General features: G+C 69.4%; 22 protein-coding genes. 10 read left to right on the top strand and 12 right to left on the bottom strand.

The genetic code is table 11. From position 1 onward, the window contains the following. Positions 1 to 244: hypothetical protein (locus AB0I81_RS56720; protein WP_360677413.1), on the bottom strand; the 244-nt coding region annotated here is incomplete at its 3' end. 42 nt (positions 245 to 286) lie between these two features. On the opposite strand from AB0I81_RS56720, the gene AB0I81_RS56715 reads away from it, so the two are divergent. From AB0I81_RS56715 to AB0I81_RS56695, 5 genes are all read left to right on the top strand, one after another. Then, positions 287 to 1,381, top strand: a complete 1,095-nt coding sequence (locus tag AB0I81_RS56715; protein WP_360677411.1) for a hypothetical protein — start codon at positions 287 to 289, stop codon at positions 1,379 to 1,381. Positions 1,382 to 1,385: 4 nt separating this feature from the next. After that, positions 1,386 to 3,209, top strand: coding sequence for a UvrD-helicase domain-containing protein (locus AB0I81_RS56710; RefSeq protein ID WP_360677409.1), 1,824 nt, complete (start codon positions 1,386 to 1,388; stop codon positions 3,207 to 3,209). Positions 3,210 to 3,257: 48 nt separating this feature from the next. After that, complete coding sequence (locus tag AB0I81_RS56705) at positions 3,258 to 5,111, top strand: sigma factor-like helix-turn-helix DNA-binding protein (RefSeq protein WP_360677407.1); 1,854 nt, start codon at positions 3,258 to 3,260, stop codon at positions 5,109 to 5,111. A gap of 20 nt (positions 5,112 to 5,131) precedes the next feature. Next, positions 5,132 to 6,499, top strand: a complete 1,368-nt coding sequence (gene cysS / locus AB0I81_RS56700) for a cysteine--tRNA ligase (RefSeq protein WP_360677405.1) — start codon at positions 5,132 to 5,134, stop codon at positions 6,497 to 6,499. Positions 6,500 to 6,610: 111 nt separating this feature from the next. Continuing rightward, the gene (locus tag AB0I81_RS56695; protein WP_360677508.1) at positions 6,611 to 9,115 is read left to right on the top strand and encodes a penicillin acylase family protein; all 2,505 of its coding nucleotides are present in this window, start codon (positions 6,611 to 6,613) and stop codon (positions 9,113 to 9,115) included. Here AB0I81_RS56695 and AB0I81_RS56690 read toward each other — a convergent pair. Further along, entirely contained in the window at positions 9,098 to 9,520 is a 423-nt protein-coding gene (locus tag AB0I81_RS56690; protein WP_360677403.1) for a hypothetical protein, read from the bottom strand. The genes AB0I81_RS56695 and AB0I81_RS56690 overlap by 18 nt on opposite strands. Positions 9,521 to 9,595: 75 nt before the next feature. Here AB0I81_RS56690 and AB0I81_RS56685 point away from each other — a divergent pair, with 75 nt between their 5' ends. Beyond that, positions 9,596 to 10,570 carry a hypothetical protein gene (locus AB0I81_RS56685; RefSeq protein WP_360677401.1) on the top strand — a complete coding sequence of 325 codons (975 nt, stop codon included), beginning with the start codon at positions 9,596 to 9,598 and terminating at the stop codon, positions 10,568 to 10,570. 121 nt (positions 10,571 to 10,691) lie between these two features. Here the strand turns inward: AB0I81_RS56685 and AB0I81_RS56680 are convergent, their stop codons facing one another. From AB0I81_RS56680 to mshB, 3 genes are read right to left on the bottom strand one after another with little or no spacing between them, the layout of a single operon-like run. Then, positions 10,692 to 11,186 carry a flavin reductase family protein gene (locus tag AB0I81_RS56680; RefSeq protein ID WP_360677399.1) on the bottom strand — a complete coding sequence of 165 codons (495 nt, stop codon included), beginning with the start codon at positions 11,184 to 11,186 and terminating at the stop codon, positions 10,692 to 10,694. A 17-nt stretch (positions 11,187 to 11,203) separates the two neighbouring features. Next, positions 11,204 to 11,620: a DUF6113 family protein gene (locus AB0I81_RS56675; RefSeq protein ID WP_360677397.1), complete on the bottom strand. Its 417-nt coding sequence runs from the start codon at positions 11,618 to 11,620 to the stop codon at positions 11,204 to 11,206. Positions 11,621 to 11,631: 11 nt separating this feature from the next. Beyond that, positions 11,632 to 12,537 carry an N-acetyl-1-D-myo-inositol-2-amino-2-deoxy-alpha-D-glucopyranoside deacetylase gene (mshB, locus tag AB0I81_RS56670; protein ID WP_360677395.1) on the bottom strand — a complete coding sequence of 302 codons (906 nt, stop codon included), beginning with the start codon at positions 12,535 to 12,537 and terminating at the stop codon, positions 11,632 to 11,634. A 33-nt stretch (positions 12,538 to 12,570) separates the two neighbouring features. Between mshB and AB0I81_RS56665 the strand changes: the two genes are divergently transcribed. Further along, positions 12,571 to 14,670, top strand: a complete 2,100-nt coding sequence (locus AB0I81_RS56665; RefSeq protein ID WP_360677394.1) for a prolyl oligopeptidase family serine peptidase — start codon at positions 12,571 to 12,573, stop codon at positions 14,668 to 14,670. 475 nt (positions 14,671 to 15,145) lie between these two features. On the opposite strand, the gene AB0I81_RS56660 is transcribed toward AB0I81_RS56665, so the two are convergent. Then, a complete protein-coding gene (locus AB0I81_RS56660) occupies positions 15,146 to 15,385 on the bottom strand; it encodes a hypothetical protein (RefSeq protein WP_360677392.1) in 240 nt (79 codons plus the stop codon). 100 nt (positions 15,386 to 15,485) lie between these two features. On the opposite strand from AB0I81_RS56660, the gene AB0I81_RS56655 reads away from it, so the two are divergent. Continuing rightward, positions 15,486 to 16,826, top strand: a complete 1,341-nt coding sequence (locus AB0I81_RS56655; protein ID WP_360677390.1) for an alpha/beta fold hydrolase — start codon at positions 15,486 to 15,488, stop codon at positions 16,824 to 16,826. A 393-nt stretch (positions 16,827 to 17,219) separates the two neighbouring features. Then, the gene (locus AB0I81_RS56650; RefSeq protein ID WP_360677388.1) at positions 17,220 to 17,834 is read left to right on the top strand and encodes a hypothetical protein; all 615 of its coding nucleotides are present in this window, start codon (positions 17,220 to 17,222) and stop codon (positions 17,832 to 17,834) included. A gap of 448 nt (positions 17,835 to 18,282) precedes the next feature. Here the strand turns inward: AB0I81_RS56650 and AB0I81_RS56645 are convergent, their stop codons facing one another. Further along, positions 18,283 to 18,942 carry an alpha/beta hydrolase gene (locus AB0I81_RS56645; protein ID WP_360677386.1) on the bottom strand — a complete coding sequence of 220 codons (660 nt, stop codon included), beginning with the start codon at positions 18,940 to 18,942 and terminating at the stop codon, positions 18,283 to 18,285. 320 nt (positions 18,943 to 19,262) lie between these two features. Beyond that, positions 19,263 to 19,706, bottom strand: coding sequence for a MarR family transcriptional regulator (locus AB0I81_RS56640; RefSeq protein WP_360677384.1), 444 nt, complete (start codon positions 19,704 to 19,706; stop codon positions 19,263 to 19,265). A gap of 65 nt (positions 19,707 to 19,771) precedes the next feature. Here AB0I81_RS56640 and AB0I81_RS56635 point away from each other — a divergent pair, with 65 nt between their 5' ends. Further along, complete coding sequence (locus tag AB0I81_RS56635; RefSeq protein WP_360677382.1) at positions 19,772 to 20,671, top strand: MBL fold metallo-hydrolase; 900 nt, start codon at positions 19,772 to 19,774, stop codon at positions 20,669 to 20,671. A 361-nt stretch (positions 20,672 to 21,032) separates the two neighbouring features. Here the strand turns inward: AB0I81_RS56635 and AB0I81_RS56630 are convergent, their stop codons facing one another. From AB0I81_RS56630 to AB0I81_RS56615, 4 genes are read right to left on the bottom strand one after another with little or no spacing between them, the layout of a single operon-like run. Beyond that, positions 21,033 to 22,790, bottom strand: coding sequence for an ABC transporter ATP-binding protein (locus AB0I81_RS56630; RefSeq protein ID WP_360677380.1), 1,758 nt, complete (start codon positions 22,788 to 22,790; stop codon positions 21,033 to 21,035). Between the two features lie 35 nt (positions 22,791 to 22,825). Continuing rightward, positions 22,826 to 22,957 (bottom strand): hypothetical protein, encoded by a 132-nt coding sequence (locus AB0I81_RS56625; RefSeq protein WP_360677378.1) that lies wholly within the window; start codon positions 22,955 to 22,957, stop codon positions 22,826 to 22,828. 21 nt (positions 22,958 to 22,978) lie between these two features. Then, positions 22,979 to 24,667 (bottom strand): ABC transporter ATP-binding protein, encoded by a 1,689-nt coding sequence (locus tag AB0I81_RS56620; RefSeq protein ID WP_360677376.1) that lies wholly within the window; start codon positions 24,665 to 24,667, stop codon positions 22,979 to 22,981. A gap of 49 nt (positions 24,668 to 24,716) precedes the next feature. Beyond that, the gene (locus tag AB0I81_RS56615) at positions 24,717 to 25,889 is read right to left on the bottom strand and encodes an MFS transporter (RefSeq protein WP_360677374.1); all 1,173 of its coding nucleotides are present in this window, start codon (positions 25,887 to 25,889) and stop codon (positions 24,717 to 24,719) included. Positions 25,890 to 25,930: the final 41 nt, after the last annotated feature.

Raw genomic sequence — 25,930 nt, 5'->3', positions numbered from 1 at the left:
GTAAGACGCCGCTCGGGAAGACGCCGCTCGGGAAGACGCCGCTCGGGAAGACGCCGCTCGGGAAGACGCCGCTCGGGAAGACGCCGCTCGGGAAGACGCCGCTCGGGAAGACGACGCTGCCCAAGACGACGACGCCCGGGAAGACGACGCGCAGGAGCCCGCCCCCGAAGAGCAGGTTCCTCCGGAGGAGGCTGCTCAGCAGGAGGAGGCCGTCGGCGAGCCGGCTGGAGAACAGCCCGTCCACGAGCAGGTTCCGGCCGCCGCCGAGGAGCAGGAGCTCTTCGAGTTGCCCGAGCTCATCGAGACCGCGTTCGCCGGCCTGGACGACAAGAGCTGGGCCGTGGCGCAGAACCGGGTCTTCACCGACGAGCCCTCCGCCGTGGACCAGCTCGCCAAGCTGTTCGCCGTCCCCCCGGCCGAGATCGCCGCCACCGAGGAGGAGCTGCGTTCCCGCCTGGACCGCTGGCTGGCGAGCGACGTCGCGGCCCCGTACCGCGCCCATCTGGACGAACTGGTCGCGACCTTCGGTACGGAGGCCCCCAGGGAGCAGCTCATCGGCGCGGCCGACTGGCACCACGTGGAGATCCGCGCGCTGGAGATCCCCGCCTGGCAGTTCGTGCTGACGACCCTGGCCCCGCCGCCCCCACCGCAGGTGGAGCTGCCGCCCCCGCCTCTGCCGCAGCGCAAGCCGTACCAGCAGCAACAGCAACAACAGCAGCCGGTGGAGGTGCCGCAGTCGGCGTTCGGGCCGATGCAGATGCCGCCGCCCCCGCCTCCGGGACCGCCGCAGTTCCAGGCGTTCACGCCGGTCACCCCGCCCGCGAGCGAGGCCAACGGCGGCGTGGAGGAGCAGGACAGGCCGTACCAGCCGCTGAAGGACGTCTCCCAGACGCGGCGCTGCTTCAGGCAGCCGGACGGCCGGTGGTGGTTGCGCATCGACGTGACGGTCGAGCAGCTCGCCGGAGGTGAGTGCGTGTTGCCGACGGGGTTCGCGTCGTACCTGGGCCTGTCGCCCGGCGAGAGCAGGACGGTCAGGAGCGCCGCCGGCGAGCTGACCATGATCTGGCACGGCAAGCCGGTGCTGCAGTCGATCGAGCGCCTCCTCGTGGACGTGGGCGCCAAGGAGGGCGGGCACCTGTTCCTGACCCTGTCGGACGAGGGGGTGCTGCGGGCCAGGCATCTCCCGGTCGCCGCCCAGGGGGCCGAGAAGATCACCAAGGCGCTGCGCCTGGTCGGGTACACGGCTCCGGGAGGCACCCGGGACCAGGCGGCCAGGGTGATCGCGACCAGGATCGGCATGACGGGCCCCGTGGCCCTGCAGGAACTGCTCGACAGGCTCCGCGAACGCGGAGACCGCGACCTGCTCGAGCTGCTGGACTGAGCCCGTGCCGCGGCTCGCGATCGGCCCCGAGTTCCCCAGGGAGCTCAGCGCACTGGCCCAGCCGGTGCGCAGGGACGCCGTGGTCGCGCTGCGCCGGTTCCTGCTGAACGTGGCGGGCGCCCCGCACCCCGAGCGGGTCAGGGGCGCCAGGGACCCGAGGGTGGCCACACTGCGTCTTGCCGAGGGCCGGCGCGGGGTGGTGTTGCGCCAGCGCGACGTGTACTGGCTGCGTACGGTCCTGCCGGACGCGGAAGCCTGGTCCTATGCCCGCCGCCACCGCTACGGCGTCAACCCCGTGACCGGCGGCGTCGAGGAGTGGGACGCCGAGGCCCTGGAGCGGGTGGAGCCGGCGTTACGCAGGTCGGCCAGGCCGTCGCGGCTGTTCGATCCGATCTGTGACGGGGATCTGCTCGGGCTTGGCCTGGACGGGCGCGCGATGCCGTTGTTCCGGCTGATCACCAACGAGGCCGACGTGGCCGCGCTCGAACCGCTGCTCCCGCCCACCCAGTACGTCCCGCTGGCGGTGCTGGCCAGGGGCGGCACGATGTCGGAGGCATGGCGGGAGCTGGACGCCCATCGCGCCTCGGACGACAGGCCGCCGGGCCCGATCGACCCCGACGACCTGTACGCGGCGCTGCGGCGCAGCCCCGACCGCGCCGCCTTCGTGCACGACAAGGTGAGCCTCGACCGGTTGTTGCGGGCGCCGGATTGGTGCACGTACCTGTACCCGCCGCAACACCGGCTGGCCAGGGCCGCCGGATACGAGCACCCGGCGCTGGTCGTCGGCGGTGCGGGCACCGGCAAGACGGTCGTCGCCCTGCACAGGGCCGCCCACCTGGCCGCTCGCGGCGCCGGTCCCGTGCTGCTGGTGACGTTCTCGCAGAGCCTGGCAGAGGTGCTGTCGGCGAAGCTGGACCTGCTGATCGAGGACGAGGTGGTCCGCAAGCGGGTCGAGGTGGACAACGCCGAGCGGCTGGCCGTCCGCATCGTGACCAGGGCGGAGGGCAGGCGTCCCGCGCTGGTCGGCCCCGGTTCTCGCTCGCTGGCCGAGCTGACGGACGAAGCGCTGCGGGTGCTCTCGCTCACGACGGGTGATCTGCTGGACGATGTGGATCCCGGACGCAAGCCGTACCGTCACATGATTGTGGACGAAGCGCAGGACATCAGCCCGGCTCAGTGGCGGCTGCTGCGGGCGGCGGTGCCGCACGCGCGTGACGACCTGTTCATCGTGGGCGACCCGCACCAGCGCGTCACCGACATGCGGGTGGCGCTCGGCACGGTCGGCATCACCGCCGTCCAGCACACGCTCGGGCGCTCCTACCGGCTGCCGCAGGAACTGCTGTCCTTCGTCGTACGGCTGCGCGGCGGCGGCCCCTCCCCCGGCCTGGTCGAGGGCGCGGCCGACATGTACGACTTCAGCGCGGTCCGGCACGGCCCCCACCCGATCGTCAGGACGTACGACACTCAGGAGTCGGAACTGTCGGGCCTGCGTGCCATGATCGACGCGTGGCTGGCAGACGGGGTGCCCCCTGGCGAGATCGCCGTCGGGGCGCGCGATCAGCGCCTCGTGCGCGCGGCGAAGCGCGCGCTCGCGGGCCTGGACGTGCGCGCCGCGACCTTCCAGCATCTGAAGGGGCTCGAGTTCGAGCGGGTGGCGCTCGTGTGCGTGGCGGAGGGCGTGGTGCCCCAGCCACCGCCGGACGATCCTTATGCCCGGGCTCGTGCCCTGCAGCGCGAACGGAGCATACTGTTCGTCGCCTGCACTCGTGCGCGGTCGATCCTGTATATCTCCCATTCCGGAAGAGGCAGCCCCTTTCTACCGCTCTGATCACATAGTCTGAACTGCGGATATCTTCCCTTTGCCGGTTGGACCTCAATGAACCTCAGCCTGAGCGACCTCACGCCACCCCTGCGCTGGACCTCCCCTGGTCAGATTGCGCCGATCGTGGAGGAGCCCCAGCTGCCCGAGGCCTGGTGGCAGGCGATTCCTCTCGACCGCGCGTGTGCCATCGTCGGCACGCAGACCGTGGCGGGCCACCTGGCCGATCTGGCCGTGGCCTGCTGGGGTCACCTCATGCTCGGCGACATCCTGCCGCTGCTGCGCTTCTCCGACCCCGCCGAGGCCGAGCGGTCGCCGGAGACGCTGGGCAAGGACGTGGTGCAGAAGTTGTTCAGCGGCGTGTTCGAGCGGCTGCTCGAACCCGCGCCGGACGGCGTGCCCGCCCCGGCCAAGCCGGCCAGGCCGGACAAGCCGCTGCCCGAGCTGATCGACGACCTGTTCGCCGCGCTGGACGACCGCCAGCGGGCCATCGCCGGCGACCGGCTGTACGCCACGCAGCGGGCCACCCTGGACGAGCTGGCGCAGCGCTTCTCGGTGACGCGCGAGCGCATCCGGCAGATCGAGCGCGACCTGCGCGACCACGTGGAGGCGTGGCTGGCCAAGCCCGAGTCCGCCGCCCTGGCCGCCCACGTCACGTGGCTGCGCGGCCGGCTGGGCTCGGCCGTGCCCGCCGACGACCTGCAGGCCGCCGTGCCGTGGCACGGCTCGGAGCTGCGCTCGCTGGGCATCCCCGCGTGGCGGTTCGTGCGTACGCTGCTGACCGGCTACGAGCAGGCCGACGGCTGGCTCGTCTCCGGCGGGGCCGACGAGCTGAGGGAGAAGACGCGCCAGCTCTTCGCCGACGGGCCGCACCCGCTGGAGGAGGCCGTGACCATGGTGTCCCAGCTCGGCGTGCGCGAGGACGTGGCCGAGCGGTGGATCCTGGCCGTGCCGCAGTTGCGCGTGCTGGACGGGCAGGTGGTGCCGTGGCCGCGCAGCATCAACGAGAAGGCCGAAGCGGTGCTGGCGGTGGCGGGCTCGCCGCTGACCCCGGAGGAGATCCAGGAGCGCATCGGCGAGGACTACAGCCTGGTCGGCATCCGCAACCAGCTCACCGCCGACGACCGCTTCCGCCGGGTAGACCGCAACAAGTACGGGCTGACCAGGTGGGGCGGCGACGAGTACCTGGGCATCAGGGAGATGATCGCCAGGGAGATCGAGCGGGCCGGCGGCGAGGCCTCGGTGAGCACGATCGTGGCCAGCCTGACCTCACGCTACGACGTGAGCGAGAGCTCGGTGCGCGCCTACTCCGGCGGCCCGGGGTTCGAGCGGACGCAGCGGGGCTGGATCAGGGTGGCGGGCACCGCGCCCGGCGGCGAGTCGGAGCCGTACCAGCCGCGCAAGGACGTCTCGGAGACGCGGCGCAGCTTCCGCTCCCGCGACGGCCGCTGGTGGCACCGGGTGGACGTGAACGCCGAGCACCTGCGCGGGTCCGGTTCGCCGTTGCCGACGGGGTTCGCGGCCTACCTGGGGATGGCGCCCGGCGGCCAGCTCACCGCCTCCTCGCCCTCCGGCGACGTGGTGATCAGCTGGCACAACCAGCCCACGATGGGGTCGATCAGGAACGTGCTGGCCGAGTACAAGGCGAACGACGGCGACCACGTCTTCCTCACCGTGTCCGACGGCGGCGAGTTGCTGACCCGCTTCCTGCCCGCCGCTCCGATCGCGATGCCGCCGATCAGCCGGGCGCTCTACCTGTTCGGCTACACCGCGCCGGTCAGCTCGGAGATCGAGGGGCTGCGGCTGATCGGGGCCAGGATCGGGCTGCCCGACACGGCCACCCGCGAGGAGATCCTGGGCAGGCTGCGCGACCGTGGTGACCGGGACATACTCGGTTTCCTGGGCGGATGACGCCGGGCTAAGCTCGGGAGATGTTGCGGATCTACGACACGCGCGCCAGGCAGGTCGAGGAGATCGCCGCCGGGCGCGCGGTGCGGATGTACGCGTGCGGGCCCACGGTCTATCGCCGCGCCCACGTGGGCAACCTACGCACCTACCTGCTGTCCGACCTGATCAGAAGGGTGCTGGAGCGGCGGCGTACGCGGGTCGTGGTCTGTCAGAACATCACCGACGTCGGTCACCTCGTGGACGACTCCGCCGACGGGGGCGAGGACAAGGTGCTCGCGCAGGCGCGGGCGGAGGGCCTCGCCCCACTGGAGCTGGCGCGGCACTACGAGGCGGCCTTCGTGAGCGACACCGCCGCGCTCAACCTCCGGCCGCCGGAGCACCAGCCCCGGGCGAGCGAGAACATCGACCTGATGATCGAGCTGATCGCCAAGCTGATCGAGAAGGGCCATGCCTACGCGCTGCCGGACGGGTCGGTGTTCTTCGACGTACGAACCTTCCCGACGTACGGCGAAATTTCCGGAAACCGGCTCGACTCGCTCAAGCCCGCGCACCGCATCGAGACCGTCGATCCCCGCAAGCGCTTCCACGCCGACTGGGCCCTGTGGAAGCCCGGCGAGGGCGAGCTGACCTGGGACACGCCGTGGGGCCGTGGCTTTCCCGGCTGGCACGTGGAGTGCTCGGCCATGTCGCTGCGATTCCTCGGCCCGCACATCGACCTGCACACCGGCGGGATCGACCTGCGTTTCCCGCACCACGAGGACGAGCGGGCCCAGTCGGACGCGGTGGCCGGGCACGAGGTGGTGCGGCGCTGGGCGCACGGCGAGCACCTGCTGTTCGACGGGCGCAAGATGGCCAAGTCCACCGGCAACGTGGTGCTGCTGCCGGACGTGGTGGCGGCCGGGCTCGATCCGCTGGCCGTGCGCATGGCGTTCCTGGAGCACCGCTACCGGCAGCAGCTCAACCTGACCTGGGACACGCTGCGGGCCGCCGACCGTACGGTGCGGCGGTGGCGGGCACGGGTGGCCGGGTGGGCCGAGTCGGTCAGCGCGCCGCTGTCCCGGGAGCACCTGGACCGGGTGGAGGCCGCCTTCGACGACGACCTGGACACTCCGGCGGCGCTGCGCGCGCTGCGGGAGCTGGAGCGGGACGAGTCGGTCGCGCCGGGGGCCAAGCTTGAGACGTTCCTGCATCTGGACCAGGTGCTGGGGCTGGACCTGTCCGTCGAGATCGGCAGGACCCGCGCGCTGCCCGCCGGGGCGGGGGAACTGCTGGAGACGCGGGCCAGGGCGCGGGAGGCCGGCGACTGGGCCGAGTCCGACCGGCTCCGCGACGAACTGGCCTCGCTCGGGGTGCAGGTCTCCGACACACCCGAGGGCCAGACCTGGGTCTGAGCCCCTTCTCGCACCGCCGCCGCCGGGATCACGTCCAGAGGAGTGATCAAGAACTGCCACACTTGATGGCGGTTCGGCGAGAAGGAGGTGGCGGTGCGGCCCTATGCGTGGATGCCGTGGCCCTTGCGGTGGTCCGCCCGGGTGTTGACCGTGCTTGTCGCACTGCTGGTGGTGCTGGCGGGGGTCTTCGTCCACACGGTGCGGAAGTCGTTCCCGCAGGTGGACGGGTCGATACGGCTACCGGGTCTCAGCGGCACCGTCGAGATTCTCCGCGACAAGTCAGGGATTCCGCACATTTATGCCGACAGTGCGGCGGACCTGTTCATGGCCCAGGGGTTCGTGCACGCCCAGGACCGCTTCTTCGAGATGGACTTCCGCCGTCACCTGACCGCCGGGCGCCTGTCGGAGTTGTTCGGCGAGTCCACCCTGGCCAACGACAAGGCCCTGCGGACCATGGGCTGGCGCAGGGTGGCCGAGCTGGAGGTGCCCAACCTGGCCCAGGAGACCCAGGGCTACCTGAACGCCTACTCCAAGGGCGTCAACGCCTGGCTCACCGCCAACCCCAACGCCTCCGACCGTAGCCTCGAATACTCGCTGCTCAAGCTTCAGGGCGGCGGCGGCGAGCCGGAGAAGTGGACGCCGGTCGACTCCGTGGCCTGGCTGAAGGCCATGGCGTGGGACCTGCGCTCCAACGTGGAGAACGAGATCGACCGCGCCCTCGCGCTGGCCAAGCTGCCCAAGGAGCGGGTCGAGCAGCTCTACCCCGGCTACCCGTACGACCGCCACCTGCCGATCGTCAACGAGGGCTCGCTCACCAGGGGCCGCTTCGACCAGCGGGCCGAGCCCCGGCCGCGCGGCAACAGGACCCTCGGCACCAACAGGGCTCTTGGCCAGGCGGCCGAGACGCTGGGGTCGGTGCCGAGCACGATGGGCGCCCGCGACCGGGACGGCATCGGGTCGAACTCGTGGGTGATCTCCGGCGAGTACACCAAATCCGGCAAGCCGCTGCTGGCCAACGACCCGCACCTGTCGGCGCAGATGCCGTCGGTCTGGTATCAGGCGGGGCTGCACTGCAGGAAGGTCACGCGGGCGTGCCCGTACGACGTGACGGGGTTCACCTTCTCCGGCGTTCCCGGCGTGATCATCGGGCAGAACGACAAGATCTCGTGGGGCTTCACGAACCTGGGGCCCGACGTCGCCGACCTCTTCATGGAGCAGGTGGCGGGCGACACGTACCTGTACAAGGGCTCGCGGCTGCCGCTGGAGATCCGGCGGGAGAAGATCGAGGTGGCCGGCGGCGAGCCGGTCACGATCTCCGTCAAGAGCACCCGGCACGGGCCGCTGATCAACGAGGTCATACCGGACGCCCGGCCCGGCGGCGAGGCCAACGCGGTGGCGCTGCAGTGGACGGCGCTGACGCCGGGACACACGGTCGACGCCATCTTCGCGCTCAACAGGGCGGGCTCGTGGGAGGAGTTCAGGCAGGCCGCGGCGCTGTTCGACGTGCCTTCGCAGAACCTGGTCTACGCCGACACGGCGGGGCGGATCGGCTATCAGGCGCCGGGGCGGATCCCCGTACGCGCCGGCGGCGACGGCTCCTGGCCGGTCCCCGGCTGGACGGGCGAGTACGACTGGCAGCCCGCGCCCATCCCCTTCGAACAGCTCCCCTCCGTGCTGAACCCGGCCGACGGCTTCGTCATCACCGCCAACAACGCCGTCATCGACCCCGGCAGGTACCGGCCGCTGCTGACCGAGGACTGGTCCTACGGCTACCGCTCCGAGCGCATCCGCACCCTGCTCAAGGATGCGATCAGCAAGGGCCCGATCGACGCGGCCACCATGTCGCGGATCCAGCAGGACGCCCACGACGGCTTCTCCGACACCCTGATCCCCGCCCTCATGCGGGTGGACCTGGCCGGCCCGAGCGTGCAGGCCAGGGAACTGCTGAAGTCATGGGACCGCTCGCAGAGCCTGGAATCGCCCGCCGCCGCGTACTACAACGCGGTCTGGCGGCAGGTGCTCATGCTGACCTTCAACGACGACCTGCCGCCGGCGGCCAGGCCCACGGGAGGGGATCGCTGGTACGAGGTCGTCAGGCGGCTGCTGGCGGCCCCTGAGGACCCGTTCTGGGACGATGTGGGCACCGGCAACCTCAAGGAGACCCGCGACGACATCCTGCGCCGGGCGCTGGCCACGGCACACCAGGAGCTGGCCGACCGGCTCGGGGAGGACCTCAAGACGTGGCGCTGGGGTGACCTGCACCGGCTCGAACTGGTCAACGGCTCGCTGGGGACCTCGGGCATCGCGCCGGTCGAGGCGCTGTTCAACCGGGGGCCGCTCGCGGTACCCGGCGGCAAGGACGCGGTGAACGCCACCGGGTGGAACGTCCAGGAGGGGTACGCGATCACGACCGTGCCGTCCATGCGCATGATCGTCGATCTCTCGGACCTGGACAAGTCCCAGTGGATCAACCTGACGGGCGCATCCGGGCACGCCTTCCACGACAACTACTGGGATCAGGCGCGGGCGTGGGCGCGGGGGGAACTGCTGCCGATGCGCTCCAGGCCGGATTCGGTGCGGAAGGCGGCCGTACACACTTTAAGGATGACCCCTTGACTTTCTCCACCACAGCGGTTTATGGGGGTAACCGCCGTCATCCAGATCGGCGAGCCGCTCGAAAATGTTGTATGAACCTTGATGACCACAGAGGATCACTGAGATCAGCATGGCCACCAGATAGAGCGGCAACATCGGCAGCCCGAGGCACCAGGCCCACTGCGTGGCGTGCCGTCCTTCGTGCAGGATGAGCCGGTCGCCCAGCGCGTCCCTCCTGGTCAGGACCACGTTTCCGACTGTGAACGCGCCCGCGACGGGGAAGCGGTAGCGGTAGCCGAAGGCCAGGATGAGCCCGTCGGGACCGGGCTGCCTGGACGCGCCGCCGACCACCGCGATCAGCAGACCGAACGGCGTGGAGAGGTTGACGTAGTTCGCCACGCGCCGGAACCGGAGGCGTCTGTTCATGCGTCCCAGTCTTGACCAATCTTGACAAATCGGAATAATGATCCACGTCCTGAAATCTCCCACAAGAGCAGGATTATGAGATTCTCCATCCTGGGCGCGCTGCTCGGCACCGTCGCACTGGCAGGAAGCGGCGGAGTAGCGATCACCCAGACGTCAGCGTCCGAATCCCTACGACTCACTGACACTCCTCTCAGCGCGCAGATGGTGTTAGCCGGGGCACCGACCACGTCCCCGACGCCCACCACGCCGTCCGGTTCGCCCACGACGTCGGCGACCGCGACCCCCACCCCGACGGCGACCCCCACGAACGGGGAGTACACCGCCAAGACGCAGGTGGTCAAGAGAAAAGGCGTGTCCTATCTGAACGTCTCCGTCTCCTACCAGGGAGCGGCCTTCTTCAACGTGGAGCAGAGGGTCTGCAAGAGGAGATCGTGCAAGACCGCGAGCGTGGACCTCACGGTCGTCAACGGCGAAGGTAAGACCAGGGCCCGGCTGGGCGGCGGCACCTACAAGAAGCGCGGGCAGGCCGGCGTCAGCATGGCGCCCCTGCCGACCGTCACCGTACGCGAGACGGTCACGGTGACCGAACCAGGTCCCACGGTCACCGTCACCGAGCCTGGTCCGACGGTCACCGTCACCTGTCAGCCGTACGTCGAGCCGACCGACTCCATTCCGCCGTCGGATGAGCCCACGAGCACCGTCACCCCGACGGACACGACCTCCCCGACCGAGACCGTCACGCCCACCGTCACGCCGACGCCTTCGGACACCGCGGCCGACACCACCGCTGCCACCGCCACTGGCACTCCGACCGCGACACCCACTGTGACGCCCACCGTGACCCCCACCGGGTCTCCGACGGACACCCTCCCGCCTTCGGAGGAGCCCACGACGAGCCCCACCGAGATTCCGACCTGTCAGCCCTCGTCCGAGCCTCCGGCGGAGCTCCCCACCGAGAGCCTGACCCCGACCCCGACCTCCACCTCAACCCCGACCGCGACTCCAACGGCCACGCCGTCGCAATCGGCCACGGTCCCCACGACCCAGTAGAGCGGAGCCGCGACACATGACCGGGCCAGGCCACGCGGCCTGGCCCGCCTCATTTCCGGGCGGCCAGCGCCTCACTTCTGCTTTTGGTCGGCTGCTTTTGGTCAGCTGTTTCTGGTCGGTGTCAGAGGGACTTGTAGCGGCCCTCGTGGTACAGCAGCGGCGCGCCGTCCGACGGCGTGTCCAGCGCGAGGACCCCACCCACCACGATCGAGTGGTCGCCGCCGTCGTGCACCGCCGTGGTCGCGCACTCCACGGTGGCGATCGCCCCGTCGAACAGCGCTGCCCCCGACTCACCGCGATGGTGCGGCCACCTGGTTAGCTGCCCGTTCAGGGGCCGCCCCCGATGGGCGAAGAACCGCGAGGCGTCCTCCATCGAGGCCGGCAGGATCGACACGCCCCACACCCCGGACTCCATCACCGCGTCGTGGAAGCGCGCCACCTTCTCGGCGCAGAACAGCACGAGCAGCGGATCGAGCGAGACGGAGGTGAAGGAGTTGACGGTCATCGCATGATCAACGTCGTTCAGCCTGGTCGTGACGATGGCTACGCCGGTGGCGAACTTTCCGATGATCTGGCGGTACGTAGCAGGGTCCACATGCCGCTCGGTCGAATACACCTAGCCACTTTATGCCTTTACGTCTGATTATTCGGAGGGTACCCGCGCAAGAGCCACGAACCCCCTCCGGACGAGGGCGAAAGCATGTAGGCCGCGACAAGGCCCAACAGTCCCCCGTACAGGTAGACGTACCCGGGCGGACCGCTCGCGATCACCAGGTCCCCGGCCTTCAACTCCAGCGTGAACGGCATCGTCACCAGCAACCACCCGAGCGCCGTCGCCACCGCCCCGAGCCGCCCCCGCATGAGCTTGCCCGCCCCCAGGCACACCCCGAACAGCATCAGCACCCAGACGATCGCCGACCCCGGGATCGGGCCGACGTCCCACACGGGATGCGTGAAGCCGCCGACGACCGCCATGACGACCCCGAGCACGAACAGCATGCCGTAGGCCGCCCCACCCAGCGCCGACTCGGCCTGGCCGCGTTGTTCCATAACGATCGAGGTTAGTGGATGCCCGCGAAGAGATCGTTCTCGCGGTTGTGCGGCTCACCGATACCCCCGGCCTCGATCGGCGGACCAGGCACGGGAGGTCCGGGCACGCCGATGGCCAGCGTGTAGTGCTCGACGCCGAGGGCCTCCTGGCCGATCTTGTTCGACAGCGCGTACCAGGGCGGGTCGACGCTGATCTGGGTGGCGTGCGCGCGGAACGCCTCCAGTTTGTTGCCGATCCAGGGGCGGGCGTCGATCTCGGTGGTGATGTCCTCGTCGGCGCTGCCGAACGGCATGTCGTCCACGTTCTCGGTAATGAAGTCCACGTCGGCCTCGCGCAGCGCCTCGGCCGTGCGGAGCATGACGGATCGGGGTACGGCCGTGTGGTAGAACTTCGCGATCTGCCAGGGCTCGCCCTCGCCGAAGTCCGCGTTCGCCGCGAGCTCGAACGCTCTGCGCGAAACGCGGTGGGCCTGGATGTGGTCGGGGTGGCCGTAGAAGCCGTTGTCGTCGTAGGTGACGAGCACCTGCGGGCGTACCGTACGGATGACCTTGACCAGCTCGCCCGCGGCCTCGTCGAGGTCGGCGCGCCAGAACGCCCGCGGGTGGTCGTTGGAGGCCACGCCCATCATGCCCGAGTCGCGCCAGCGGCCGGGCTCGCCGAGGAAGCGGTGGTCCTCGACGCCGAGCGCCTGACAGGCGGCGGCGAGCTCGCCGATGCGGTACGGGCCGAGCCCGTCGTCCTGATCGGCGGCCAGGTGGGCGAGGTCCTTGGGGATGATCTCCCCCTCCTCGCCGAGCGTGCAGGTCACCAGCGTGACGTGGGCACCTTCCGCGACATATCTGGCCATGGTCGCGCCGGTGCCGATCGACTCGTCGTCCGGGTGGGCGTGCACGAGCAGCAGCCGTCGATCAGTCATGCCCACGAGCGTAGCAATGGCAGGATTGGCACCATGAGCGAGAGCTTCCCGCGCCTGTCTGCCAGGACCCGCCGGTTCACCCTGGGCGTGCCCAGGGGCTTCACGATCTCCCCCGATGGCGGCCGGGTGGTGTTCCTGCGGACGAGGTCGGGCGCCGACCCGGTGACCTGCCTGTGGGAGCTCGACACCGATACCCACGTCGAGCGGCTGGTCGTCGATCCGCGCACGCTGCACGCCGACGAGGAGAACCTGCCGCCGGAGGAGCGCGCCAGGCGTGAGCGCAGCCGCGAGTCGGCGGGCGGCGTGGTGGCCTACGGCACCGACGCCGACGTGACCAGGGCCTGTTTCGCCCTGTCCGGCGGTCTGTACGTGGTCGACCTGACTGCCGGTCTGGCTGTCGGCCTGGCTCCGGCGGGCGGACAGACTCAGGTGCGCAGGCTCACCGTGCCGGGCGCGGTCATCGACCCCCGCCTGTCTCCCGACGGGCGACATGTCGCCTATGTCACCGACGGCGCGCTCCGGGTCCAGGACCTGGTCTCGGGCGAGGACCGCGCTCTGGCCGAGCCTGAGTCGCCTACGGTGACGTACGGGCTGGCCGAGTTCATCGCCGCCGAGGAGATGGACCGGATGCGCGGCTACTGGTGGGCGCCTTCGGGCGACGCGCTGCTGGTCGAACGCGCCGACGAGGCTCCCGTACAGGTCTGGCACATCGCCGACCCGGCCAACCCCGACCGTACCCCGTCGGCCCAGCGCTATCCGGCTGCGGGTACGCCCAACGCGAACACCGAACTGTTCGTGCTGGGGCTCGACGGGTCGCGGGTGGCGGTGCCATACGACGAGGAGTACCTGGTCACAGCCGGCTGGGACGCCCACGCCCTGTCGATCGTGACGCTGACCCGCGACCAGCGCACGATGCGGCTGTTCGAGATCGACCCGGCGACGGGTGCCTCCACGCTGGTGCGCGAGGACACCGATCCTGCCTGGATCGACATCATCGGCGGCGTGCCCGCTCACCTCGACGACGGCTCGCTGGTCTGGGTGGCCAACTCGGAGGGCGGCCACCGGCTGTTCGTGGGCGACCGGGCGGTCACGCCGCCGACGCTGCAGGTGCGGGCCGTGCTCGACGTCGATCACGACAGCGTGCTGTTCAGCGCGAGCGGCGACCCCACCGAGATCCATCTGTGGACGTGGGACGGACATTCGCTGCTGCCCGTCTCGACCCGATCCGGGGTGTTCTCGGGCCGGATGTCGGGCGGGGTCGGCGTACTGACCGAGCAGAGCCTCGACACCGAGGGCGTCTCGACCACGGTCGTACGCCGTGACGGCATGGCCGTACCGATCCCGTCGTACGCCGAGCGCCCCGGCCTCGACCTGCGCGTCTCACTCGGCCGCTCCGGCCGCCGCGAGTTGGCCACCGCCGTGGTGCTGCCCTCGTGGCACGAGCAGGGTTCGGGCAAACTCCCCGTGCTGCTGGACCCGTACGGCGGGCCGCACGCGCAGCGGGTGCTCAACCGGCGCGGCGCCTTCCTGGAGAGCCAGTGGTTCGCCGAGCAGGGCTTCGCCGTCATCGTCGCCGACGGCCGCGGCACCCCCGGCCGCGGCACGGAGTTCGAGCGCGCCGTGCTGAACGACCTGGCCACCCCCGCCCTCGAAGACCAGATCGACGCGCTGCACGGCGTGGCCGAACAGTACCCCGACGACCTCGACCTGACCCGCGTGGCCATCCGCGGCTGGTCCTTCGGCGGCTTCCTGGCCGCACTCGCGGTCCTGCGCCGCCCCGACGTCTTCCACGCCGCGGTGGCGGGCGCGCCGGTGACGGACTGGCGCCTGTACGACACCTGCTACACCGAGCGCTACCTGGGCGACCCCGTCAAGCAGCCCGAGGTGTACGACAACTCCTCCCTGTTCGCCGACGCCCCCAAGCTGGAGCGCCCCCTGCTCCTGATCCACGGCCTGGCGGACGACAACGTCGTCTCCGCCCACACCCTCCGCCTGTCCTCCGCCCTACTGGCAGCCGGACGCCAGCACAACGTGCTGCCGTTGTCGGGGGTGACACACATGACGCCGCAGGAGGTCGTGGCAGAGAACCTGCTCCTGCTCCAGGTGGACTTCCTAAAGAAGTCCCTGACCTGACGACGCCGCGCCCCTGTCCGGCGTGCGCCACGACCCCACCCGGCATGCGCCACAGCCTCACCCGAAGGGTCCAGCACGGACAACCGCCACCTACGACCCCACCACGGAGCCCCGGTTCGTTCGGTGTTGTACGGAAGCCTGCGTTCGTGCCGCCGCCGCTGCCCATCGCTGCCACCCGCCACTGCGCACCGTCACTGCCGTCACCGCCCACCGCCACTGCCGTCACCGTCACAGCCGCCACTGCCCAACGTCGCCGTCACAGCCGCCACCGCCTACCGCCACCGCCCATTACTGCCCGTCCCCGCCCCCGAACGCGCACGCACCCTCGAACCCTCTCCCGAGACCCGTCAAAGAGCTCGCCAGCCTGACCGCGCCTCCGCTGTCTCTACAGATGCCAACCCAAAGCGTGATGATTCCGACGCCCACCTCAACCCACGGTTTGACATGCCCAGGTCCGACTTCGCCCCTCCGAAGATCAAACCCTGATCCGACGCGCGCCAACCCCCCGCCCCGGCATCGTGAACGCCATGCCAAAGCCCCTCACCACCACCGCCCTCACCGCCACCGCCCTCACCGCCACCGCCCTCACCGCCACCGCCCTCACCGCCACCGCCCTCACCGTCTCCACTAGGACCACAGCCAGGACCACCCCCAGATCAGGCCTCAGGACCGCCCTCGGGACAAGCCTCAGGACCACCGCCACCATCGCCCTCACATCGACCCTCCTTAGCGCAGCCCTACAACCGTCACCAGCAGCAGCGGCACCCGCAACGGCACCTGTAACGGCAACCCTGGCGGCACCTGCAGCGGCAGCCGTGGCGGCCGAAACGCAACCAGCCTCGACGCTCACATGGCAGCCGTGCCCCAACGACAAGATCGGCATGGAGTGCGCCGACCTCCAGGTCCCGGCCGACTGGCAGAAACCCGAAGGCCGCAAGATCACCCTCAAGATCGGCCGCCTGAAAGCCACCGGTGCCTCCAAAGGCTCGGTCCTGGTGGCCTACGGCGGCCCTGGCGCCCCCGGCATCGCCATGTCCCAGAACCTTCACGGCTGGTGGACCGAACTGCGCAAGAACATGGACGTCATAACGTGGGACACCCGCGGCTACGGCGGCGAGCAGTTCCAGGGCCTCAGCACGGGCCTGCCATGCGCCTGGACCCGCGTCCCCCTCCCCGACTTCCCGCAGGACGACGCCGACTTCGGCCGCCTGTCCGACACCAACCGCGGCTACGCCGAGGCCTGCCGCCTGAAGGACCCTGAGCTCTTCGCCAACATGAGCTCGGCCGACCACGCCAGAGACATGGAGGCGGTCAGAAAGGCCCTGGACGACGACAAGCTCAACTACTACGGCGCCTCATACGCGAGCTTCTACGGCCAGGCCTACGCCCGCCTCTTCCCCAACCGCGTCCGCACGATCGTCCTGGACGGCTCCATCAACCACAGCCCCACCGACTGGTCACGCGAACTGGAGGCAATGGCCAAATCCAACGAGCGCGCCCTGCAACGCTTCTTCACCTGGTGCGCCTCCAACGACTGCAAGGACGTGCCCACCCTCTGGCGCAAACTGATCACCCAGGCCGACCGCACCCCAATCCCCACCAAGACCGCGAACGTCGCCTACAGAACCCGCGACCTCCAGTCCTTCGCACTGGGCATGGCCCGCCAAGGAACCCCAGGCTGGCCCAAGCTGGCCGAGGCGATCCGCAAGGCGAGCAAGGGCGACGCCTCCGACTTCGTACCGGCCAGAGGCTTGCGCTACCCCGACCAGGCCACCCCGGTCACGGAATGCACCGACTGGCCCCGCTTCACCGACCGCAAGAAAATGGCCGCCACCGTCGCACGCCTGCGCAAGATCGCTCCCAACACGGGCACCGCCAACACCCCGGCCTCGGCAACGCTCAACTGCATCGGCTGGCCCGTGCCGGTCACCAACCCACCCACCGCCCTCCCCAAGAACCTGCCACCCCTGCTCGGCGCAGGCGCGTGGGTCGAGTCAGAGTCCGCAGACCGCATCCTCTCCCAAGTACCGGGCAGCGCCGTCATCCGCCACGACGGCCCAGGCCACACCCTGTACGGCACCAACACCTGCGCCCGCGACCACATCAACCGCTACTTCACGACCACCACCCTCCCCCCACAGAAAACCCGCTGCTGAGCCACAGCCAATCGCAACCACCACACAACACGGCGCCATAGCCAGCCAACCCAACCCAACCCAACCCCGACTCGCACAGATCCTGTACGCCCTACGCTCCACGTCCAAGCCGTGGCCCCAGTACGTACTCCATAACGCACGGAGCCGACGCCGATGAACTAAAAGAGCAGAACACGCGAGAAATCAGTCGAAGTTACCTCCGAAACCGCGAAAACCTCCCGACGACCGAGAGGCTGGCCATGGCATCCCAAGGCATACTCGACGCAACCACCAGGCATTAAGCCACTCACCAAAGAGGCTCGCCGAAATCTAGAGCCAGACAAGCCACTGACAGAGTTCACCGCAGCAATAAAAGCCGTAACTAAACATTCCCTCCCACTTGTTTCGATCTCCATGCTCGTTCATATTGAACTGATCGAGACGAACGAGGGGGAAATCATGGTCATGGCGTATCGCGTGGAGCGCTCACTCTCCTACAAGATCCGGGTGAACAGCGACGGGAAAATCACGACGTTCAATGCGATTGACGACGGCGGCGTCAGCATCAGCTTCGGCGAGTCAACCCATTCGGAGTACTACGCCGACGAGCACAAGAGCGAGCGGGGCCTGCGGATCATCAAATTCGAGATGACCGACAACCTCTGGAGCGCCATCAAGCTCCTCAAGAAGATCGGCAAGGAAGCCGACCACAAGAAGGGGGAGGCATGGCTGGCACGCATCAAGACAAAGCTGCCGCCGCCCTCGGGATCTGATGGGGCCAAGCTCGACTCATTCACCAAGAAGACGGCACTCACCTTCAGCAAGGCCTGGCTGCCATATCTGCTGCGCGAGGTCGTCGGAAAAGCCACTATTGAATACCCGGACGAGGAGACTGAACTGTTCCCCGCCAAGGCGGACGGCGAGTATGCGGGCATGTTCACCATCACCCAGATCAAAGAGAACGGATTCGAGGTGGACGAAGACGGCTGGAACAAAGAAGACGAAGACGACGACGAAGGCAGCCAGTGACCCCCACCGCACTCAGCAAGCCTGGCCAGCAACCATTCGCATCGCGCGGCAAGGTGGGGCACTCGACTTCGACGCAGTGTGCATTAGACAGACACCCAAAGACATTCGGGCACCGCTACGGACAAAACGCCAGTGACAATGCCCCGGACCAGTGGCACGTCCCAGATCAGTGGCACGTCCCGGACCAGTGGCACGTCCCGGACCAGTGACAATGCCCCGGACCAGTAACGGTCTCCCCGGACCCAGTGACAACGCCCCAGTACCAGCGACAATGTCCCGAGGCCAATGACAATGCCCCGGGGCCATTAACGATGTCCCGGGACAGGAACGATGCCCCAAGAGCAGGTAGCGATATCCCGGGCCCAGTGACAATGTCCTGGGGCAGGTGACGATGTCCCGGGCGGAGACGACGATGAACGCCACCACCCGCCACTCGGGAGATATCCGGCTATCGCGGCAGGACTCGAACCAGATAGTCGGCCAACTCGCCCGGCCGCGACAACATCACCATGTGGCTGCCGGGCATCTCATCCGGAACGATGCCAAGTCGCTCCTTCACATGGCGGCGCACGAAGTCGGGGGTGAAGCAGCGGTCGTCGCGACAGAGCAAGTACCGGGTCGGAACGTCCGGCCAGGCGTCCAGCGGCCAAGGCTCGCGTCCCGCCCGGTCCATGCTCATGTTCGCGTTGAGCGCCTCGTCGTGGGCCAGCACCCGCTCGGCCAATTCGTGCGGAACATCGTGCAGATAGAGCTCGTAGTCGTCGTCGATGCCCGACGATGGCCGGCCGCTGCGCTCCCACCAATCGTCCGGCGTCTCCCCAGGACTCGGGATCATGGCGGTCACCAGCACGAGCGCAGCGGCTTCTGTACGCGCACACACGAGAGGGCCCACGAAACCGCCCCACGAATGCGCCACCACGACAAGATCCTGACGCTCACCGACCGCCTGAACGACAGCATCGGCGTAGTCCCACAATCCTGCCTGCGGGTCGGACATGGGCAGGTCCACCGCAACCGTGTCATGCCCACGTCCGTGCAGCTCGGCTTCGAGCAAGTGCCAGTCGAAGGCACTCCCACCACCACCGTGAACGAGCGCGAAGGTTGTCATGCCGGTTGTGACCCGAAGCACCACAAAAACTCATCGGCCAACCCAGACCGACTTCTCGACCAACGCGACACACCAACCATGAGATCTTCACCGCCCCCCGAAGCGGTCCTCGCCGTCCCCAAAGCCAGCTACACCACCCCGCGAGCTGGAGCTTGTAACCCGTGGGGCTCAGGGATACCCCCCGAGCTTCTGCGGTATGGCCGTCGTTGCCTGCTTTCGCTGCGTCAGCTGCTCAGTTGTTTCTGGCGTACCGGCCGAGGGGTTGGCAGACGGTGTGCGGCGCGGCGGTGCGCCGGGCGTGCATCCGAGGGCCGTAGATTTCAGCTCAGTGCGCGTCGCAGCAGGTGTTGCAGCGTGATCTGTTCCTCCTGGGTGAAGCCCGCCATGGGGGAGCCCTCCATGAGGATTTCGAGCAGGCGCTCACGCAGGGTGATGCCTTCGGGGGTCAGGACCAGCTGTTTGGCACGGCGGTCCCGGGGGTGTGGCCGGCGTTCGACGAGTCCCTGCTCCTCCAGTCGGTCGATGACGAAGGTGGCGTTCGAGGGTTCGCATGCCATCCGGTCGGCCAGCTCGCGCATGGTCAGTGGGCCGCCGAGTTCACGCAGGGCGGTTGCTTGCGGGGCGGTCAGGTTCAGTGCGACGGCTCGTTCGCGTACATGCTGCTCGATCTGCCTGGACAGCGCGTTGACGAGCCCGCACAGGTTCCGCTCAACGATGGCCTGAGCCTCAGCGTCGGTAGCGGAACCCTCATGCGACGACGTCATACGGTTACGTTACCTCAAGTCATAATATTTGCAGCTTTAATAGTTCTAGTTGTAAGTTTCTCGGCATGAGCATCGATGATGAGCGCCGCCTGCGCCGTACCTCTCCCATCCGTTCGCTTCAGCTTGGTGAGCTCAAGATCAGCTATGTGCCTGATGGAGCGGTACGGCTGAAGCCGCGCGGCTGGCTGCCTGCCGCGACCGAGCAGGACTGGCGGGACAACGCGGCCTACCTCGACGATGGCGGGAATCTGGTGGCCACGATCGGCGGGCTGCTGGTCGAGTACGGCGAGCGGGCCATGATGATCGACGTCGGCGTGGGGCCGGTGTCCATGCCCGACGATCCGGCCAACGCGAAGATCGGCGCTCTGCATGGCGGCGATCTGCTCGATAACCTCGCCAAGCTGAATCGCCGGCCGCAGGACATCGAGGCCGTGGCCATCACCCACCTGCATCCCGACCACGTTGGGTGGGCTCATCACCCGGCTCCGGGCAGCGACCGGCCGCCCTTCGCCGCCGCCGAGTATCTGATCGCCGAGCCTGAATGGACGCAACGCCATCTGAGTGCCGTCAACGACATCACCAGCGAGATGCTCGCCACCATGGCGCCTCAGGTGCGCACGATCGCGGACGGTGAGGAGATCTTCCCCGGTGTACGGGTGATGTTGACGCCGGGGCACACGGTCGGGCACGCGAGCTACACGATCACGTCCGGCGGGCAGCGCATGATCGCCTTCGGTGACGCCCTGCACTCGCCGGTCCAGATCCGTCACCCGGAATGGTCGGCGGGCTCGGACCTGGACTCGGTGGAGTCGGCCGCGCACCGGCACCGGTTGGTGAAGGAATTGCAGCGGCCGGACACGATCGGCTTCGGCGTGCACTTCGCCGACGTGGTGTTCGGCCGCGTGAACAAGGCCGAGACCGAGACCGAAACCGAGGATGGCCGGAACTGGCTTCCCGTGGCCTGAGGAGGTCCAGGCTGTGTGAGGGCCTGGGCCCTGAGAGGGGTCGGGCTGTAAGAGGGCTCTGGGCCTCACGGGGGTCGGGCCTCACGGGGAGCCAGAGTTCCAGGGGGGTCGAGGCCTCACAGGGGGCCGGGGCCTCACAGGGGGCAGGGGCCTCACAGGGGGCAGGGGCCTCATGGGGCCAGGGTTTCAAGGGCCGGGGACTCACGGGGCCGGGGACTCACGGGGCCGGGGACTCACGGGGCCGGGGACTCACGGGGCCGGGGACTCAGAGGAGCCAGGGTTTCAAGGGGCGATGGCGATGGTGGCGGGCGGCAGGTCTCGGGCTGCGAGCCGGAGCCCGCCACCCGGGTGCGAGCTTGGGTTAGGAGTGGGTGGGTGTCGGGGTGCCGTGCCAGCTGCGCCACAGTGCCGCGTACGAGCCCCCTGCCGCCACCAGTTCCTCATGGGAACCCAGCTCGGTGATCCGACCGTCCTCGACCACGGCCACTCGATCGGCATCGTGCGCCGTGTAGAGCCGGTGCGCGATGGCGATCACCGTCCGGCCCTCCAGTACGGCGGCCAGTGACCGTTCGAGGTGTCTGGCGGCGCGGGGGTCGATGAGGGAGGTGGCCTCGTCCAGCACCAGGGTGTGGGGGTCGGCGAGGACCAGGCGGGCGAGGGCGAGTTGCTGGGCGTGCGCGGGCGAGACCGCGAGCCCGCCCGAGCCCACCTCGGTCTCCAGCCCCGAGGGCAGCCCCTGCACCCAGTCCAGTGCGTCCACCGCCTCCAGTGCCTTGAGTACGGCCGTGTCGGAGGCGTCGGGGCGGGCGATCAGCAGGTTGTCGCGCAGGGTGCCCTTGAAGACGTGGTGTTCCTGGGTGACAAGGGCGACGTGGCCGCGCAGGTCATGCAGCGGGAGCTCGACCAGAGGTACGCCGCCCACCGTGATCGACCCGGTGCGCGGACCGTGGATGCCGGCCAGCAGGCGCCCGAGTGTGGATTTTCCGGCGCCGGAGGGTCCGACCATGGCCAGGCGTTCGCCGGGGCGGACGGTCAGGGACACGCCGTGCAGGACGTCCCGGCCTTCGCGGTAGGCGTAGCGGACCTCGGCGGCCTCCAGGAGTTCCCCGTCGGGCCGCGCGGCGGTGGCCGCCCGGTCGTCGGGTACGTTGGCCACCCCCAGCAGCCGCGCCATCGAGGCCCCGCCCACCTGCAGTTCGTCGATCCACATGAGGAAGCGGTCCAGCGGGTCGATGAGCTGCTGGGCGTAGAGGGCGGCGGTGGTCACCTGGGCCAGGCCCACCCAGCCGCTGGTGTAGAAGAGCCCGCCGGCCAGCAGCGCCGCCACGACCGGGATGACGTAGCCCAGCTCGACGGCGGGATACCACTCGGTACGCAGGCCCAGGGTGTACCGCTCGGCCGCGAAGGACCTGGCGACGTCCCGGTCGGTACGTTCCCGCCGCCGCTCCCGCAGCCCCAGCGCCTCCACGGCACGGGCGCCCTCGACGGTCTCGGCCAGCCCTTCCGTCACGTCGGCGTAGGCGGCGTTCTCGCGCAGGTAGCCGTCGCGTGCCCGCGCCAAATAGCGCCGGGTGAAGATGTAGATCACCGGGCCCGCCAGCAACATCGGCAGCATGAGCAGCGGGCTGACCAGCAGCAGCGCGCCGATGGTGATCAGGAACGTGACCATGGCGATCAACGTCTCGGGTACGGCGTGCCGCACGGTGCGCGACAGCGAGTCCACGTCGCGGGAGGTCCTGGTGATGAGGTCGCCGGAGCCGGCCCGCTCGACGGTGGACAGCGGCAGCCCGAGCACCCGGCCCACGAAGTCCTCGCGCAGCTCGGCCAGCACCTTCTCGCCGAGCTTGGCGGAGGCCAGCACCGCGTACCGGGTCAGGAGGCCCTGCAACAGCAGGAACAGGCCGATGGCGGCGGCCACGAGCAGGACGTTGACCCCGACGCGGTACTGGACCTTCTCGACCAGGCCGCCGAGCTGCCACGGCACGACCAGCCCGGCGACGGCGGCCAGGCCGTGCAGGACGAGGGCGATGCCGAGCTCGCGCGGGTACTTCAGGGTCAGGCGCCTGGCGTAGGCACGCACTTGCCGCCGGTCGGCGACCGGCAGGATCTCCCGTGCCATCTATCTCAGTCCTCCAGCCATGCCCATGCGGTCAGTCAATCCTCGACGCGTGTCACGATCTCGGCGTCTCCAGTCCAGCCAAGCGGCCAGTTCAGCCGTGCGGCCAGTTCAGCCATGTGGTCGATCCAGCCGTGTGGTCGATCCAGCCATGCGGTCAGTCCAGCCATGCGGTCGGTCCAGCCATGTGGTCAGTCCTCGCCGCGTGTCACGGTTGCGGCGTACTCGGGTGAGCTGTCCAGCAGTTGCAGGTGAGTGCCCTCGGCCAGTACGCGCCCGTTCTCGACGTAGATCACGTGCTCGGCCCGGTCGAGCACCAGCGGACTGGTCGTGCAGATCATGGTGGTCCGCCCGGCGCGGGCCTTGGCCAGTCGTTCGGCGATGCGGGCCTCGCTGTGGGCGTCCACGGCGCTGGTGGGTTCGACCAGGATGAGCACCTCCGGGTCGGTCAGCAGCGCCCTGGCCAGGCGCAGCCGCTGCTGCTGCCCGCCGGAGAACTCCCGCCCGGCCTCGGCCACCACCGCGTCGAGCCCGTCGGGCAGGGCCTCGACGATGTCGGTGGCGCACGCCGCCTCCAGCGCCCGGTGCACCTGCTCGGGGGCGGCCTTGCCGCGTACGTCCAGCTCGTCGTGGAGCCGGCCGTTGAACAGCCTGGCGCCGTTGTCGGCCACCAGGATCCGGCTGCGGACCTGGTCGATGGGCAGCGTACGCAGCTCGACCGCGCCGAACGTGACATCGCCCTCGGTGTAGCGGCCGAGCCGGTCGGCGATGGTGATGGCGTCCTCGGGGGCGCTCGCGGCGACGGCGGTCAGCGTGCCGGGCTGGAGCGTCACCCCGCTGTAGGAGTCGCGCAGCACGCCGCCCTCGCTCGCGCCGGTGCCGCCGGTGACCTCGGGTTCGATGGACAGGATCCGGATCACCCGGCCGGCCGCGACGTGCCCCTTGGTGAGCTTGTCGGCGGCCTCGGTGAGGGTGCGCATGGGCCCGATGAGGAAGACCGCGTACAGGTAGAACGCGACGAGGTGGCCGACGGGGATCTGCCCCTCGACGGCGAAGGTGGCGCCGATGCCGGTGACGATGGCGATGAGCAGGCCGGGCAGCACGATCTGGGCGCCTTCGAGCACCGACTCGATCCTGGAGACGCCCACCCCGGCGTGCCGCAGGCGCTGCGACTCGGTGTGGTAGCGGCCGGCGAACACCTGCTCGCCGCCGATGCCGCGCAACACCCGCAGCCCGGCCACGATGTCGGCGGCCCTGGTGGACAGCTCGCCGGACAACTCCCGCTGGGTGCGCTGGCGGCGGTGCAGCGGGCGCAGCAGCGGCCCGACGGCGGCGGCCATGATGGGCACGCCGAACAGGACGAGCAGCCCGAGCGGCAGCGAGGTCGAGATGAGGATCACGGTCACGGTGACGATGGCCACGATCGAGCCGGTGCCGCGCAGCAGGATGTCCATGGAGCTGCCGATGTGGGCGATGTCGGAGTTGCCGACGCTGACGACCTCACCGGTGGACAGGCGTTTGGGCAGCGTGGCCCCGAGCCTGGCGGCGTGCCTGGAGGTGAGCTGCACCGTACGGTACGCGGCGGCCAGCCAGTTGTAGACGGCCATCCGGTGCCGCATGATCCCGGTGAACGCCTGCAACAGCCCCAGCCCGAGCAGCACCGCCGACCACATCAGCAGTGCCCGGGTGTCCTTGGCGGTGACGGCCTCGATGCCCTGCCCGAGCACGGCCGGCATCAGCGCCTGGACGAGCCACCACAGGGTCGCGAAGCCGATGCCCGCGAGCAGGGACCTCGACTGACGGCGCGCGTTCCACCACAAATAGCGCAGCGGGCTGCGGATGTCGGGCACGCCGGGATCGGCCTCGGGAAGGGAGCGCATGGCCTGACAACCTTGACAAGGCGGCCGGGCTTCCGGCAAACCATTTTCGTTAGCCGGACAGCGCGCGGAAGGCCCGTTTCGTGTAGAGAAGCGCCGCCAGCGCCGTGATGGCCAGCAGCACGAACCCGATCGTGTACGCCCCCGTGGCCGCGTACACGGCCCCCATCACCAGCGGCGGGAAATACCCGCCGAGCCCGCCCGCCGCCCCCACCAGCCCGGTCACGGTCCCCACTCTGGACGCCTCGACCAGCTTCGCCACGAGCGCAAAAACTCCTCCGGTGCCCAGCCCGAGGAAGAAGGCCATGAGTACGGAGCTCACCCCGGCGGGCACCTCGACGGGCGGCCGCAGCGCCAGCACGAGCGCCATCAGCGCGGTGCCCGCGAACGAGGCCAGCAGCACCTTGACCGGCCCGATCCGGTCGGAGAGCGTGCCGCCGAGCGGCCTGGACAACACGGCCGCGACCGAGAACCCGGCCGTGCGCAGCCCGGCGTCGGTCTGCGCGAAGTGGTAGACGTTCTGCAGCAACGTCGGCAGGTAGGTGGAGAAGGCCACGAATCCGCCGAAGGCGACCGCGTACAGGAAGGCGCACTGCCAGGTCGCCTTGAGTTTCACGGCCGCCGACATGCCCGGCAGCGGCGAGCCGGTCGCGGGCGTCCAGCGGGGCGAGTTGCGGCTGCCGCCGAGCATGATCACGCCCATCAGGGCCAGCACCGCCGCCATGAGCAGGTGCGTCTGTGGCCGGCCGAACTCCTCGACCAGGCGCGGGGTGAAGAAGGCCGACAGCGCGGTGCCGCCCATGCCCGCCCCGAACACGCCGGTCGCGAAGCCCCGGCGGGCGGGCTCGTACCAGGCGTTCACGAAGGGGATGCCGATCGCGAACGACGTGCCGGGAATGCCCAGCCAGAACCCCCAGAACAGCAGCCAGCCGTACGAATCAGACCATCCGACGAACAACACCGGCACGATCGAGACGAAGCAGATGATCGCGAACATGCGCCGCCCGCCGAGCCGGTCGGCCAGCACCCCGACCGGGATCCGCCCCAGCGAGCCGACCAGCACGGGGATCGCCACGAGCAACGAGGTCTGCGTCGCGGACAGGCGCAACCGCCCGCTGTAGCTCCCGGACAGCGGCCCGATGAGGTTCCATGCCCAGAACGTCACGGCGAACGCCGCCGTGGCCAGAACCAGGTTCCGCACCTGACCTTTACGAAGCTCAGACATACACCCTGTGTAACAGAGGGTCACCTTCTGTGATGAAGTGG

The sequence above is a fragment of the Nonomuraea sp. NPDC050404 genome (genome assembly GCF_040655495.1).
Lineage (GTDB): Bacteria > Actinomycetota > Actinomycetes > Streptosporangiales > Streptosporangiaceae > Nonomuraea.
Note: the sequence above shows the minus strand (reverse complement) of the source record. Positions and strands in the feature narration are given on the sequence as shown.

What these genes read in the sequence shown, in the direction of transcription:
- AB0I81_RS56705 (WP_360677407.1), top strand. Translation starts at nt 3,258, where the DNA reads ATGAACCTCAGCCTGAGCGACCTCACGCCACCCCTGCGCTGGACCTCC.
- cysS (WP_360677405.1), top strand. Translation starts at nt 5,132, where the DNA reads ATGTTGCGGATCTACGACACGCGCGCCAGGCAGGTCGAGGAGATCGCC.
- AB0I81_RS56695 (WP_360677508.1), top strand. Translation starts at nt 6,611, where the DNA reads ATGCCGTGGCCCTTGCGGTGGTCCGCCCGGGTGTTGACCGTGCTTGTC.
- AB0I81_RS56690 (WP_360677403.1), bottom strand. Translation starts at nt 9,520, where the DNA reads ATGAACAGACGCCTCCGGTTCCGGCGCGTGGCGAACTACGTCAACCTC.
- AB0I81_RS56685 (WP_360677401.1), top strand. Translation starts at nt 9,596, where the DNA reads ATGAGATTCTCCATCCTGGGCGCGCTGCTCGGCACCGTCGCACTGGCA.
- AB0I81_RS56675 (WP_360677397.1), bottom strand. Translation starts at nt 11,620, where the DNA reads ATGGAACAACGCGGCCAGGCCGAGTCGGCGCTGGGTGGGGCGGCCTAC.
- mshB (WP_360677395.1), bottom strand. Translation starts at nt 12,537, where the DNA reads ATGACTGATCGACGGCTGCTGCTCGTGCACGCCCACCCGGACGACGAG.
- AB0I81_RS56665 (WP_360677394.1), top strand. Translation starts at nt 12,571, where the DNA reads ATGAGCGAGAGCTTCCCGCGCCTGTCTGCCAGGACCCGCCGGTTCACC.
- AB0I81_RS56650 (WP_360677388.1), top strand. Translation starts at nt 17,220, where the DNA reads ATGCTCGTTCATATTGAACTGATCGAGACGAACGAGGGGGAAATCATG.
- AB0I81_RS56645 (WP_360677386.1), bottom strand. Translation starts at nt 18,942, where the DNA reads ATGACAACCTTCGCGCTCGTTCACGGTGGTGGTGGGAGTGCCTTCGAC.
- AB0I81_RS56640 (WP_360677384.1), bottom strand. Translation starts at nt 19,706, where the DNA reads ATGACGTCGTCGCATGAGGGTTCCGCTACCGACGCTGAGGCTCAGGCC.
- AB0I81_RS56635 (WP_360677382.1), top strand. Translation starts at nt 19,772, where the DNA reads ATGAGCATCGATGATGAGCGCCGCCTGCGCCGTACCTCTCCCATCCGT.
- AB0I81_RS56630 (WP_360677380.1), bottom strand. Translation starts at nt 22,790, where the DNA reads ATGGCACGGGAGATCCTGCCGGTCGCCGACCGGCGGCAAGTGCGTGCC.
- AB0I81_RS56625 (WP_360677378.1), bottom strand. Translation starts at nt 22,957, where the DNA reads ATGGCTGGACTGACCGCATGGCTGGATCGACCACACGGCTGGATCGAC.
- AB0I81_RS56620 (WP_360677376.1), bottom strand. Translation starts at nt 24,667, where the DNA reads ATGCGCTCCCTTCCCGAGGCCGATCCCGGCGTGCCCGACATCCGCAGC.
- AB0I81_RS56615 (WP_360677374.1), bottom strand. Translation starts at nt 25,889, where the DNA reads ATGTCTGAGCTTCGTAAAGGTCAGGTGCGGAACCTGGTTCTGGCCACG.